Origin of the sequence: Paenibacillus chibensis, assembly GCF_004001045.1 — a bacterium.
In the GTDB taxonomy this organism is placed as follows: domain Bacteria; phylum Bacillota; class Bacilli; order Paenibacillales; family Paenibacillaceae; genus Paenibacillus_AQ; species Paenibacillus_AQ chibensis.
The window spans coordinates 22,425-36,019 of the sequence record NZ_BIMK01000017.1; the positions used below are offsets into that span (position 1 = coordinate 22,425).

9 protein-coding genes are annotated in these 13,595 nt (G+C 56.0%); 3 read left to right on the forward strand and 6 right to left on the reverse strand.

Features of this window, described 5'->3' with window-relative positions:
- Positions 1-233 precede the first annotated feature (233 nt).
- The 3 genes from PCH05_RS14495 (at position 234) to PCH05_RS14505 (ending at position 3,753) form a co-directional block, all read left to right on the forward strand.
- The gene (locus tag PCH05_RS14495; RefSeq protein ID WP_127603117.1) at positions 234-2,357 is read left to right on the forward strand and encodes an ATP-dependent helicase; all 2,124 of its coding nucleotides are present in this window, start codon (positions 234-236) and stop codon (positions 2,355-2,357) included.
- An 89-nt stretch (positions 2,358-2,446) separates the two neighbouring features.
- Positions 2,447-2,815: a hypothetical protein gene (locus PCH05_RS14500; protein WP_127603118.1), complete on the forward strand. Its 369-nt coding sequence runs from the start codon at positions 2,447-2,449 to the stop codon at positions 2,813-2,815.
- 320 nt (positions 2,816-3,135) lie between these two features.
- Positions 3,136-3,753, forward strand: a complete 618-nt coding sequence (locus PCH05_RS14505; protein ID WP_371860551.1) for a GTP pyrophosphokinase — start codon at positions 3,136-3,138, stop codon at positions 3,751-3,753.
- A gap of 71 nt (positions 3,754-3,824) precedes the next feature.
- Here PCH05_RS14505 and PCH05_RS14510 read toward each other — a convergent pair whose 3' ends face one another.
- From PCH05_RS14510 to PCH05_RS14535, 6 genes are all read right to left on the reverse strand, one after another.
- Entirely contained in the window at positions 3,825-4,655 is an 831-nt protein-coding gene (locus PCH05_RS14510) for a M15 family metallopeptidase (RefSeq protein WP_127603120.1), read from the reverse strand.
- 184 nt (positions 4,656-4,839) lie between these two features.
- On the reverse strand, positions 4,840-5,592 hold the full coding sequence (locus PCH05_RS14515; RefSeq protein WP_127603121.1) for a hypothetical protein: 753 nt from the start codon (positions 5,590-5,592) through the stop codon (positions 4,840-4,842).
- A 42-nt stretch (positions 5,593-5,634) separates the two neighbouring features.
- Positions 5,635-8,718, reverse strand: a complete 3,084-nt coding sequence (locus tag PCH05_RS14520; RefSeq protein ID WP_127603122.1) for a DEAD/DEAH box helicase — start codon at positions 8,716-8,718, stop codon at positions 5,635-5,637.
- A 207-nt stretch (positions 8,719-8,925) separates the two neighbouring features.
- Positions 8,926-9,531, reverse strand: coding sequence for a flavin reductase family protein (locus PCH05_RS14525; RefSeq protein WP_127603123.1), 606 nt, complete (start codon positions 9,529-9,531; stop codon positions 8,926-8,928).
- Positions 9,532-9,709: 178 nt separating this feature from the next.
- Positions 9,710-12,163 (reverse strand): glycoside hydrolase family 31 protein, encoded by a 2,454-nt coding sequence (locus PCH05_RS14530; protein ID WP_127603124.1) that lies wholly within the window; start codon positions 12,161-12,163, stop codon positions 9,710-9,712.
- A 92-nt stretch (positions 12,164-12,255) separates the two neighbouring features.
- Positions 12,256-13,548, reverse strand: coding sequence for an ABC transporter substrate-binding protein (locus tag PCH05_RS14535; protein WP_127603125.1), 1,293 nt, complete (start codon positions 13,546-13,548; stop codon positions 12,256-12,258).
- Between the last annotated feature and the right edge of the window lie 47 nt (positions 13,549-13,595).

Here is a 13,595-nt window from a genome sequence, read left to right on the forward strand (position 1 = left end):
TGATGAACATTTCAAGGGGATGATTGAAATCCTCTTGTTACAAAGATACCATGCCCGGGCCCTGCTGTGAAATCTCCTCAACCTTTCGCTTCAGCCTTCTCGTCCGCCGTCTTCTCGGGGTATAATGGACTGCATGCATTTTGAGGTGGTTATATCATACCAAATTTAAGGGGCGCTTGTGAAAAAAGCAATCCCCTCATAATTATGAACAGACATCAAAGGAGGATGCAGCCATGGAAAACAACCCGCTGACCCTCACCAGCGTTCCGGCACTGGTGCCGTCTTCCTCTAAGGCTCCGGAGGCCAAGTCAGCTCCCGCCCTCACCAGCCGCGAGCTGGTGAAAGAGCAGGCGGCCGACGCCTTCTTCTTCAGGGATTTGGAGCGCCACGACATCCTGCTGAACGCTCCACAAATTAAAGCGGTACGCCACGGGGAAGGCCCGATGCTCATTCTTGCCGGCGCCGGCTGCGGAAAAACGACCGTGCTGGCGGCGCGGACCGCTTATCTGATAGCCGTGCGCCGCATTGCGCCTTCCAGCATTCTGCTGGTTACATTTACGAGTAAGGCAGCCAAGGAAATCAAGGAACGGATCGGCCGGATGCCCGGCGTCAGTCCCGCGGCAGCCCAGTCCGTGGAAGCGCGGACCTTTCACTCTTTTGCGCTCCTGCTGCTGCGAAGGGACGGCTGCAAGGAGCAAATTATGGGAGAGTCCCACGCCCAGCAAACCATCATGAAAATGATTCTGCGCCGGCATGATCCTTCCCAGACTTATCAGCCGGAAACGCTGCTGGCCGCATTGTCGGCATGGAAAATGCAGGGCCGGGGCGTCGAAGAGCTGCCTGACCAATCCGCCGAGGAAGCCTCCATTAAACGGATACTGGAAGCCTATGAGGCTTGGAAGCAGGAAAGGCATTTGTGGGACTTCGACGATATCCTGCTGCAGCTGCGGCGGCGCATGGAGGACCGGATGTTCCTCAAGCGGCTGCAGAGCCGTTATACCTGGCTGATGGTGGACGAATTTCAGGACACCAATACCGTCCAGTACGAGCTCGTGCAGTATCTCGCGGCGGCACACCGGAATCTTGCGGTTGTCGGCGACGATGACCAGACCATATATACGTTCAACGGAGCCCGGCAGGAATCCATCCTGGAATTTGATCAGATCTATCCGGAAAGCAAAATTGTGATACTCGACATCAATTACCGCAGCGACAGCCGGATTCTCGGGCTGGGCAGTGCCATCGTCCGCCACAACCGCTTCCGGCGCGACAAGGTGCTGAAGGCGGCCGGACCGAAGGGCTACATGCCGCATTACGCGCTCCCTGCGCATCCCGAGGAAGAGGCGGCCTGGGTGGTCGCTCACATTACCGAGCAGGTCAAACTGCGGCATGCCTCTTACAAAGACATCGCGATTCTGCACCGCACCGCGGGCAGCAGCCGCTCCGTGCTGGAACAGCTGCTGCTGCGAGGGATCCCGTTCGTTCAGCATGGCGGCTCCTCCGTGTTTTATGATCAAACCTTGATCAAGCCGCTGATGGATCATCTCCGGCTCAGCCTGAATCCACGCCGGATGGAGTCTCTGCCCGGCGCGCTCGGTCCGCTGTACGTTCCGAGAGAAGAAAGCCTCGCCTACATTGCCGCGCAGGAAAAGCAGGTGCGAAAGAAATACCCGCTGATTCACCTGACGCGCTGGGAACGGCTGCAGCCTTTTCAGCAGGCGGCCGTGAAGGAGCGGATCAAGCTGATCAAATCGCTGCAAACGATGAAGCCGGCCTATGCCCTGCAGGAAATGCGCCGCCTTTTCTATGACAAGTACATTCAGGCGGGCGATCCTCTGGTGTATACCCAATACAAGGAGATGGTCCTGGACTCGCTGGAGGAGCTGGAAAGCGCCGCGGCGCGCTTTGATACGGTGGAACAGTTTGTCACCTATGCGGACGAGCTGTCGCGGCGCCATGCGCAGATGGAGCTCCTCAAGGACCGTCATGACGGGGACGCCGTACAACTGATGACGATCCACCGGGCCAAAGGGCTTGAATTTCCGTATGTATACTGGATCGGAGCAAGCGAAGGAATACTCCCGCACCGGACAGCCTTGAAAGAGAAGCCACCGGAAGAGATGAAAGCCACCGTCCCTGCCGCCTCCGAACAGCAGATCCGCGAGGCGGCACTCGAAGAGGAACGCCGTTTAGCTTACGTTGCGGTCACCCGGGCTAAAGAGAGGCTCTACATAAGCTCGCCCGCCTATTACCACGGCAAGCCGGCACCTCCCTCGCGTTTTCTGCTGGAAGCTTTTGGCGTCAAAGCCTCTCACGAGAATGATTCAAAGAAGACGGCTTCGTGTAAGAAAAAGTAAAGCCATTTATGCCATGAACATTCCTCCTTTCGTATGCAGGGCATCCGTCAGGAGCAAAAAAGGCATAGGTGAGGGAGGGATCTTTTCTTATGGAACAAGGTAAGAAACGCTATTATATTTCTGTGACGCATAACCTGATCCAGGACGTACCGGGTGATTCCACCGAATTCGAGATGATGCTGACGGATGACCAAGTCACCGATCTGCGGGATCGAATGAACGAGCTGATCAAAGATGATGAATATACCTTCCGTAGAGCGTTTGTTCCGTACAAGTCCGCCGACCACGATGACGCCATGGAAGAATTCGATGAGAAGCTGATCGGATTATATGCCTATCTGCATCAAATCGGCGACGAGGATACCAAACGGCTAATCGACGAGATGAACATTCTTCCCAAGCTTCATCAGACCGACTATCACGATGACGGCTATGACGGTTCTCCTCTGAACAAGTAGCCTAGAACAAGCCGAAGCCCCTGCCCAGTAAAAGGCTCCTATTCGAGCCCCTTGCTCCGCAGGGGCTTTTCATGTTTTTCGAAATTTCTTTATGTAAGGTTTTGCCTAAGCTCCTTTCTTTCAGGTAAAATGAAAAGAGAGCCGGAACACGGAACCGGCCCGCCATGATTTTCAAAATAAAAGCAGATATAGGAGAACGTCCATTGAAAGAAGAATCGAATCATCAGCTTGTCACAGGTTCTGTCTCGTTAAAGGATTTGCAGAAGCTCGATATCGAGAACAATTTGCTGAATCAGTTCAATGAATGGAAAAAGCTTCCGATGCTTTATCAGCTCGCCCTGGAAGAGCTCCAAAATAAGATTAAACTCATCAAGAAGGAGCTGAAACTTCAGGATGGTTACAGTCCGATTGAACATATTAAAGTCCGGATCAAGGAACCGAAAAGCATCATTAATAAGCTCGAGCGCAAGGGCTTTGATTTTACACTCGACAATGTTTTGACCCATATTCACGATATTGCCGGGATGCGGATCGTTTGCGCTTTTGTACAGGATATTTACCGCCTGCTCGATCATTTTGCGCACCGGGATGACATCCGCATTATCGAAATCAAGGACTATATCGCCAAGCCCAAGCCAAACGGCTACCAAAGCCTGCATGTCATCGTGGCGGTGCCCCTGATCCTGTTTGAGGGCACGCGCTGGATGAAGGTTGAAATCCAGATGCGGACGCTCGCCATGGACTTCTGGGCCAGCATGGAGCATATCATCTATTATAAATACGATAAGCGTGTTCCAAACCATGTCGTCGGCGAGCTTAAGGAAGCCGCGGAAGCTGCCGACAAGCTGGACCACCAGATGCTGCGCCTGCGCGAGGAGATTCTGGCTCAGGCCGGAGAGTATGTCGCGGAGGAGCTCCAGCCCATCCATGAGGATTGACCCTTCATTCATTTGCAAGCCAAAAAGGACGGAACAGGCACCCTGCCTGTCCGTCCTTTTCTTCGTTTAGCCTACAGTTTAATATTCGCCTCGTCAAAATACTCTTCCAGCGTCATGCCGCTCTTATACACGTCCTGCGCCAAATCCGTACCGATGTAGCGGATGTGCCACGGCTCGTACACGTAGCCTGTAACATCCTCCCGGTCCTTCAGATACCGGATCACGAAGCCGTAATCCGCCGCATGCTCTGCAAGCCATTTCCCTTCCGTGGTGTCACCGAAGCTCTCCTCCAGCTCATTCTTCGCGCTTGGGCTAGAGACGTCGATGGCGAGACCCGTCTGATGCTCGCTCATTCCCGGTATGGCGCTCACGCGGGAAGCATACTCTTCGCCCTTCGTCCGCACATTGTTCTGGAAAATGGATTTTTGCCGGCTGTAGGAACGGTAACCGGACACCGCGCGAAGCTCGATGCCGTCCTCCTTGGCCCCGGCAAACAGCTTCTCGAGCGCATCGGCCGCTTCCTTCCGCAAATGGCGTTTCTCGTGCGGGCCGTCGAATGAGAACGGAACGTTCGGCTCCACAAGGTCCGTCGGTTCATATCCGTCCGGCAGACTGCGCTGCTTGTTCACAATAACGGTCATCGCTTCCGGATTCGTCACGACTTCCTTCCCGTCCACTTCCTTGATCGTAGCCTGAAGCGCGCTTTCGCTGCGTTTGGCCATGACCGGATCGGCAGGAACCTGCCCTTCCTGTCCGCCTTGACCTGCGCCCTTCAGGGCTTGTCCCTGCTCCTTGTCGGAACCGCCGGTTTTGTCACAGCCGCTCAAGACCGCAGTCGGCAGGACCAATGCGGTTATCAGCAGGCATGTAAACAATCCCCTTTTCCAAGCTTGCTTGCTCATCATCATTCTCCTTACTCTGCTTTTCCTGTCATACATGTCATATGTCCATTGTACTTGATTCGAGGAAAAGCAGCAAAATAACCTATAAAGTGAGGTCTCGCTCCGAAGTCCTTACAGGTTCTTTGCGGGAACCCGGAAAGGGTTGAATCCGAATATGCCAAAAACGCCGATAATCCGCTGTGGATTATCGGCGTTCCTTACGGCGTGATTGTGGATCCTGCTTGCCGCTTAAGTCTTCCCATGCTTTGGCGGCCGTCTCCGAAGTCAGCTGCGCGACCACCTGCTGCACCGCTTTGATATTCGGCAGAAGCGGCGTCCAGTTGTCGATACGCGGCTCCCCCTCCGGCTTGGCGTTCAAATGAAACGCTATATCCCGGTAACCTGCTCCCGGCTCGTGCAGCTTCCCCTGCTCCGCCGCTTCCGCAAGCCATTCTCCTGCCGAGGGTCCGGTTTTCCCCTTCTCTTCCAGCCTGCCCAGCGCTTCGTCATCCGACGATTCAGCAGCCTCCGGCATCGTTTCCGCCCAGCCCCGGAAAACGGCGTCCAGCAGCTCCTCGCGGGAAAGTCCGATCAGGGTAAGCCAGAGCAGCGGCTCTTCCTGAAGCTTCTGCTCCGCAGCCTGGATCACGGCCGGAACATGCTTGCATCCGGTTTCCCCGCAGCGGCATTCCGCCTTCGCCGCTTCCGGGGAATGCTTCGGAGATATCCTTTCATCCAGCCATGCCGGCAGATGATTTTTCAGAAGAGCATTCAGCTCAAGAGGATCGTCCGTAAAATGCTCGATGATCTCCGCCCGCTCCTCGGGAGCAAGCTGCGGACAAGGCAGATCTACCCGCCAGCCCGCCTCCGTCCCGCTGCTTGTATGGTCTCGGGCTTCTTCCGCATGAATCCAGCCGGGTACAATGCTCAGCTCGAATGCTTCTTTTTTCTTAGTCACCAAGTACCCCTCCCGGTCTGCTGTCATCGATTGCCCTGTCCTTTACATCCAGTCCTCTCCCTGAAGCGTAATCAGCTCCCGGAGCTCATGGTCGGACATTTCGGTAAGCCAGGTTTCACCCGAGCCGACGACCTGTTCGGACAGCGCCTTTTTGTGTTCAATCAGCTCGTCGATTCTCTCTTCGAGCGTGCCTTGGCATATCAGCTTATGCACCTGTACGTTTTTGCTCTGGCCGATGCGGAATACGCGGTCCGTGGCTTGATTCTCCACCGCCGGATTCCACCACCGGTCATAATGCAGCACATGGTTTGCGCGGGTGAGGTTCAGACCAACGCCGCCGGCTTTGAGGGAGAGCACGAAAAACCGCGCCCCCTCTCCCTTTTGAAACGCGTTCACCATCTGATCCCGTTCCGCTTTCGAGACGCCCCCGTGCAAAAAGAACGGCTTCACGCCATACCGCTGCTCCAGCCTGGAGACGATAAGATGTCCCATCGCCACGTACTGGGTGAAAATCAGTGCCGATTCCCCGGCTTCATCTATATTGTCCAGCAAATCATAAAGACGCTCCATTTTGCCGGAGGATTCCGTCCTCGTGCCTTTGGCTTCTTCCCTGCCGAGCAGCTGCGGCGAATCGCAGATCTGCTTCAGCTTGGTCAAGGAGGACAGCACCAAGCCTTTGCGGGCAATACCGGTCTCTTTTCCGATCTGCTGCATAACCTGCTCGACCACAGACTGATACATCGCTCCCTGCACCGGCGTAAGCGTGCAGTAGGACTTGATCTCCAGCTTCTCCGGCAGATCCTTGCGGATATCCGGATCGCTCTTCAGCCGCCGCAGCATAAACGGGGCGACCAGCTTGTGCAGCTCCTGCAGCTTCCCGCTGCCGACGTCCCCAGCCGTATAACGCTGCCGGAACGAAGTTGCCGAGCCGAGGTACCCCGGATTCAGGAAATGAAAGATCGACCACAGCTCGCCAAGGCGGTTCTCCACCGGCGTTCCCGTCATCGCGATGCGGTGGGGAGCCGAAAGCTTCATCACGCTCTGAGCCTGCTTTGTGCGGTGATTCTTGATGTACTGCGCTTCATCCAGAACCACGGAGCTCCAAGTCATCGCAGCCAGATCCGGACCATCGCGTCCCGCCAGATGATAGGTCGTCAAGACCACATCATGCTTCGCCGCTTCCTGCAGAAAATCCGTCCCGTGCCGGCGGCGGTTCCCGTGATGAATATAGAGATTCAGGTCCGGCGCAAACCGCTGCAGCTCGCGTTGCCAGTTCCCCAGAAGCGAGGTCGGGCATACGATCAGCACGGGGCTGAGATCGCTCCGATGCTGCTCCAGCAGGCAGGTGATGACCTGAATGGTCTTCCCGAGACCCATATCATCCGCCAAACAAACGCCGAAGCCCATATCCCTCATGGCCGATAACCACTGGTAGCCGCGCTCCTGATAGGGGCGAAGCACGCCGTGAAGCGATGCGGGCACCTGCCGGACCGGCACCTTGCGCGGTCCCTCTTCTCCCAATAGTGACTGTAGGTAGCCCGCGGTTTCGATCCCGAGCACCGGAATACCCTTCCAGAGCCGCTCTTCGCCTTCTTCGGCGGACAGGTGCAGCCATTCCGACAGATCCATCTCGCCTTCCTCATGCCGCTTCAAATAGCGGAGCACCTGCCGGATTTCCTTCAAATCCAGCTCGATCCACTCCCCGCGAAACTGCACGTAAGGCAGCGCGGATTCCGCCAGCTCAGCCAGCTCCTCGCGCGTGAGCGTCATCCCCTCGAGCGCAGCCTCGACATGAAACGATACGAGCTGCTCCATGCCAATGACCGGCAGCCCCGGTTTACTGTCGTCGGTTTGCATTTTGAGCGACAGGCCGACCTTGCGGCGTCCCTTCCGGCTCCATTTGGACGGCATCTGCACGGTCATGCCGGCTTTATTCAGATGCGGAACCGAGCTGCGGACGAAAGCCACCATCTCTTCAGAGGTCAGCTCCAGTCCTTGGGGCGCGGGTACGCGCAGCGCCCCCGCAATCTCGGGGGAAATCGCAGCTGCTTCCCCGAGCAGGCCCAGCATCTGTTCCTGCACGTTTTCATATACTTTTCCCCGGCGGTGAATATCGCGTTCATGGTATCCCCAGATCGCGGCAATCGGCAGCCATGCGCCGAATTCATCCTGAAACTCCGCCCAAAACGAAACGTTCCAGCGCTCCTGCTCCTCCGAATGGCTCGGGGCAAGCCGAAGCCCCAGCTTCAGCAGCCCTTCCCGCGAACCTTCTTCTTCCGGACTCGCGGGAATAGCCGTCGCGCCAACCGAAGCCACATCATCGGAGAGCGCGACGATTTCCTCGACGCTTCCCTGGACGGCGATCGTCCGGCTCACAGTCAGCAGGCTGTTCCACCACAGTTCCGTCAACGGCGAAGCGCCTCTGCGATAGTCGGCTTGATAGCGCGACAGCCTGCTCTCTTGGCCACGCACCACCTCCTGGACGCGTGAGTGGATCATCGCGCTCAGGAAGGAATGGAGCACGGCTGCCGCTGCGGCCTGCTTCGTGAGCGGCTCGCCGGGAAGCAGGGCAGGGACGCCAAGCGCAACCGGTGGCATGCTCGCCGCCAGCTGCAGGAAACGCTCGATATCCTGCGGTTCTCTCAGCTTCGGCTTCCAGCTGCCCGTCACCGCAAGCACGCCGGCACGCCGCCTGGTGCCTCCCGCTGATACGGCAGAGGTTCCGGGCGCTATCTGGCCGCGCAGCAGCAGCTCAAGCGCGAACTTGGCCGCCTTGGACCAATATCCCATCTCCGCGCCAGGCGTAATGCCCAGCCGGGAGCATGCTTCTTCATCGCAAGCGAGCAGCATGGCAAAGGCGTCAGCGGGCGTTAAAGCCAGCCCCTCCAGGGTGCGGCCCATCAGCTGCCGGCGCTCCCCGCGCCGCGCCGTGCGCACGCCGGCCGAAGGCGACGGGTAGCGCAGCTCCGCCAGCCGCAGCGCCGCCTGGGCAAAGGGCTTCGAGCCGTCCGTCATGACCAGCGATCTGACGACCTTGCTCCAAGCATCCACGCGCGGTTCGGACATCTCTCCCGAAAAACAAAAAAACACGTCACCTAGCCATACGCCATAAAGCGGTTGATTCATGGTTGTCTCCTGTCGTTTCCGTAATTGCACATATAGTTCCATCTTATACGAAAACGACGCAATTTAAAAACCGCAATCGACTTTTTTATCTAAAATAAACGAAAAAGACGGCGGCTTCGAGCCGATAAAAGTTTCCCCGCCCGTCACGGGGCCGCAAACGGCCAAGTTCATTGGGTTCCTTCCTGACACCCGCAGCCGTTTCCGTACTCACGTTTCCGACCGGAAGCTTTTGCCCAGCTCCGCTCCGAGGCCGAAATAATGGCGGAAGTTATAGATCAAGGGACTCCACTTCCCCGGATCAATATGGTTCTCCCCCATCACGATATCCGGATGCGCATGCACTTGGAGCGCCTGCGTCTCGACGATGGCAAATGCGTCTGTAACGCGGATATGATTCACCTTGGCCTCGATCTGGATCGGACACTCCCCAATCCGGGAAGGCTTGACCGACAGCGACTCAACGGGCGTGAAGCCGCCTGCTTTGAATTTTTCCTTTTCATAGGAAAAACCGGTAGCCCGCTTGTACTCGGGGACGGGATCTTTGCCCGTATACGGGGCCAGACGCTCCACATTCGCCCACAATGCAGGGCTTGGCAGGTTGATCACGCACTCCGGATGACGCCTCAAATTCTCGATGGCCTTCCCGCCCAGCCCGAGTCCGAGTATGATATGGTCTCCCAGCGCCCATGACGACGAAATCGGACTGATATTTACGCTCTCATCCTCGTTCAGCGTGTTAAGCAGCACGACAGGCGTGCCGTAATACAAAATTCGGGGCTGAATCTGTTTGGTCTCGAACATGGATTTGTTCATGCTTATCTCTCCTCCACAGTACTTTCTCCTTCCATTGTACGGCGGAATTCATTCGATCCTCATCGAAGTGTGGATGACAAATGAAGCACTATAAAAAACACCCTCGAAAACGGCCGCGAGCCAATGCCCGCGATTCCCGTCTCGAAGGTGCTTATGATTTGTATCTATGGCAAACCGGTCAGTTTACGGCGGAAATGATCCAGGTTCCGCTTGGCGAAGCGCCTTCTGCTTGAATGGTCAGCTCTCCGCTTGCCTCATCCAGCAGCCAGCCCTCCGCTCCCTGCCGCAGCTGTTCTTCCGTGACGGATGCCAGCCCTTCCACCGAGCAGGCGGCAAAGCCCGGACGGTGAAGCTTGAACACAAGCCTGTTCCGATCGGCCTGATACGTCCGATGCGCATAGGCATAGGACAACTCCAGCACTCCCTCTTTGCCTGTCAGGCTGACATTCATGCGTGAAAACTGCTGCCGCCGATAATCGAAGCTGACGCCATCGTCCTCGTACAGACTGTAGCTGGCCGCAAACCCTTCCCGAGCCTCGGCACCGTATACATGGAAGGTTAGCGCATCATCCGCCTGATCGTCCGCATGCTGCTTTAGCGGTCCTTCCGGCAAAATGGCTCCGGCTTTCATATACATCGGCATAATTTCAAGCGGACTTTCCGCCAAAATATGACGACCTCCTTCAAGCTCTTCGCCCGTCCAATAATCGATCCACTTGCCTTCCGGCAAATAGACGGCACGATGATCCGTGTCGGGGCGGTACACCGGAGCTACGAGCACCGAATCGCCCAGCATGAACTGATCGCACAGGTTCGTCACCTTCGGATCGTCCGGATACTCGAGCACGAGCGGACGGATGACCGGCAGTCCCGTGGCGGACGCCTCCTGGAACAGATTGTACAAATGCGGCATCCAGCGGTAACGCAGGCCGATGTAATCCCGTATAATCCTTTCCGTCGCCGGGCCGAACGACCATGGCTCCTGGCGGATCGTATCGATGGAGGAGTGGTTGCGGCAGTAAGGAAAGAAGACGCCCATCTGCGTCCAGCGCACCAACAGCTCGCCGGAGGTATGGTGGGCAAAGCCGCCGATATCCGGTCCGGAGAACGGAAGGCCCGAGAGGCCCATGTTCAGCACCATCGGCATGGCCAGCGCCATATGCTCCCAGAAGCTGCGGTTGTCTCCCGTCCAGACAGCGGCATAACGCTGGATTCCCGCGTACCCGGCGCGCGTCAGCACGAACGGGCGGCGATTGTCCATATGTCGCTCCAGTCCCTCCGCCGTTGCCTTGGACATCAGCATGCCATACAGATTGTGAAGCTCCTCGTGCGTTTTCATATCGCCGTTGTTGCGGTGAATGACGTCCAGGTCCATCGTTTTGCTTTCATTAAATATGGCCGGCTCATTCATGTCATTCCAGATGCCTTCGATGCCATAGCTTGTATAAAAATCATGCTGGTCTCCCCACCATGCGGCGGTCCGATCATCCGTGAAGTCCGGAAATGCGCTTGTTCCCGGCCACACCTCACCCAAGTATATTTCACCTTCAAGCTTCGTGCAGAAATGCTTCTGCTGTACGCCTTCTCTATAAATACGGTATTTCGGATCCTTCTTGACGCCGGGATCGACGATCGGCACGATGCGGATCCCGAGCTTCCTAAGCTCCTTCATCATCCCTTCCGGATCGGGAAAACGCACCGGGTCAAACGTGAACACCCGGTATTCATCCATATAGTGAATGTCCAGATAGATGACGTCGCACGGAATTTGCTTCTCGCGGAAGGTGCGGGCAAGCTCCAGCACCTCCCGCTGGTCCATATAGCTGTAACGGGATTGATGATATCCAAGCGCCCATCTTGGCGGGAGCTGAATACGGCCGGTCAGCGCCGTATATCGCATGACCACATCCTTCAGCTTGGGACCGGCGATGACGTACAGATCATACGCTCCCGTGGCGCAGCTCATCGTATAGGCCACGCCATGCGACCGCATATCGACCTCGGTAAGCCCGGGATTATCCAGAAATAATCCGCAGCTCTCTCCGCCGTTCATATGAATCAGGAACGGAATGGATTGATACAGCGCTTCGATTTCCGGCATATGCGGCGCGTACACGTCCGTGTTCCAGTTCGTATAACGCTCGCCGCGCTTATCGAGGAAGCTGGATTTTTCCCCAAGCCCGTAGAAATGGGATTCCGGCGACATATCGTAAACCGCGCGGGCACCGCCGCGAGGATCAAAGGCAATGCTCGTTTGCCTCGTAATAACGCGGCCTTCAAGATCGCGCGCCGTCAGCATGAAGCTGCCCTTCTCCAGCTCCACCTCCATGACGGAGGTGCGCAGCGTGAGGCTCCTTTCGGTTTCTTCGACCTGGATTTCACTCTCCGTCTTTTGCCGGTACGCTGGATCGATGGCGATGGTCGAAGACAAATCCGCTTCGCCTCCAAAAAAGAATTTGATCCGGAAAATACCCGGAGCCGGGAACAGGACGGCTGCCCCTCCCCGCTCCGCCTTACATATTACAACATCCCCCTGCCGCTCGACTCCGGTCATTGCGCCGATTCCTTTCCAGGCCTCCGGCGCCGCTGCCGCTCCGAGCTTATCGGGACGGATGGCTTCGCTTCCTTCCATATTGTCTGATCCCCCTTCATGATGGAAAGAGGCTCCTTTGGGTATATCCAAAGGGAGCCTCTTTTTTAAGCTATGGCTTCACAATTTATCAATTATTTCTTCAGGTTATCCCATGTTTTTTGGAAATCTGCAAGGAGCTGGTCTTTATCGGATTTGCCTGCAATGTAGCTTTGCATGCTGGAGCCGAATTCATTCCAAGCGCCTTCAGGGAATCTGGCGAACTGCCAGCTCAGAAGCTTGTTCTCTTTGCTGTATTTCAGCACTTCGGCGCCGAGCGCACCCAGATCCTCTTCTGTAGCATTGATGCTCTTGAAGGCAGGGATGAACTTGAATTCTTTGGTGATGTAGTTTTTGCCTTGGTCGGAAGTGACGAGCCAGTTCAGGAATTCCTTCGCGTCATCCTTCACTTTGGAGTTCTTGTTCACGACCCAGTTGTTCGGCACACCAACGAGCAGCTTGTCGTTTTCTTCAGCATTGTCGCTGATCGGCATTGGCAGGATACCAATGTTCATGTTCGGCGTAATGCCGTCGATTTGTACTTGAGTCCAGTTGCCCTGCTGCGTCATCGCTGCCTGACCGTTCGCGAACATCGTCATTTCGGTGTTGTAATCGGTCGTCAGCGGATTTTTCTGGCCGTATTTCAGCGTCAGGTCAAACAGCTTCATGAGGCCGTCCATTTCCGGAGTTCCGGCAAATTTAGCGGTTCCTTTGTTCAAACCGTCGATATAGGCTCCTGGATCCTTCTGATGGGCGAACGCGACGTTCAGCGTGTGCTGTCCCAGAATCCATCCTTCCTGATATCCGTTGACGAATGGCGTAATGCCTGCATCCTGCAGCTTTTTGGCAGCCGCGTCAAGCTCGGTCAGCGTTTTAGGAGTTTCCGTGATACCGGCCTTTTTGAACAGGTCCTTATTATAGACGAAGCCGTAGCCTTCCAGGTTCATCGGCATACCATAGATTTTGCCGTCCTTCGTAATTTGATCCTTGGATACGTCCACCATATCGCTGACCCATTTTTCATTGGAAAGGTCTTCGAGCTTGTCCGCCCAGGTGTTCAGGTCCGTGTATCCGCCGACATTGAAAATGTCCGGCTCTTCGCCCGAAGCGAATTTCGCCTTCAAAGCCGCGCCGTAGTCGGAGCCGCCGCCAACGGTTTGAATGTCAAGCTTGACGCCGGGATGGCTTGCTTCGTAATCGGCTTTCAGTTTATTAAGAGCTTCCGCGATTTCCACTTTGAACTGGAAAATATGAATCGTTTTGGTGCCGCCTTTGCCGCTGTCGCCGCTTGCGCTATCGGTGCTTTTATCTGTTTTGGAGCCGCAGCCTGCAAGGACGACGGAAAGTGCGAGCATAGAAGCCAGCGTGATTTTCGAACGTTTTTTCATGAATGAATCCTCCCTTTTCTTGTCCTTCACATCATTACATATTAATG

What these genes read in the sequence shown, in the direction of transcription:
- PCH05_RS14535 (WP_127603125.1), bottom strand. Translation starts at nt 13,548, where the DNA reads ATGAAAAAACGTTCGAAAATCACGCTGGCTTCTATGCTCGCACTTTCC.
- PCH05_RS14520 (WP_127603122.1), bottom strand. Translation starts at nt 8,718, where the DNA reads ATGAATCAACCGCTTTATGGCGTATGGCTAGGTGACGTGTTTTTTTGT.
- PCH05_RS14525 (WP_127603123.1), bottom strand. Translation starts at nt 9,531, where the DNA reads ATGAACAAATCCATGTTCGAGACCAAACAGATTCAGCCCCGAATTTTG.
- PCH05_RS14530 (WP_127603124.1), bottom strand. Translation starts at nt 12,163, where the DNA reads ATGGAAGGAAGCGAAGCCATCCGTCCCGATAAGCTCGGAGCGGCAGCG.
- PCH05_RS14510 (WP_127603120.1), bottom strand. Translation starts at nt 4,655, where the DNA reads ATGAGCAAGCAAGCTTGGAAAAGGGGATTGTTTACATGCCTGCTGATA.
- PCH05_RS14500 (WP_127603118.1), top strand. Translation starts at nt 2,447, where the DNA reads ATGGAACAAGGTAAGAAACGCTATTATATTTCTGTGACGCATAACCTG.
- PCH05_RS14495 (WP_127603117.1), top strand. Translation starts at nt 234, where the DNA reads ATGGAAAACAACCCGCTGACCCTCACCAGCGTTCCGGCACTGGTGCCG.
- PCH05_RS14505 (WP_371860551.1), top strand. Translation starts at nt 3,136, where the DNA reads ATGCTTTATCAGCTCGCCCTGGAAGAGCTCCAAAATAAGATTAAACTC.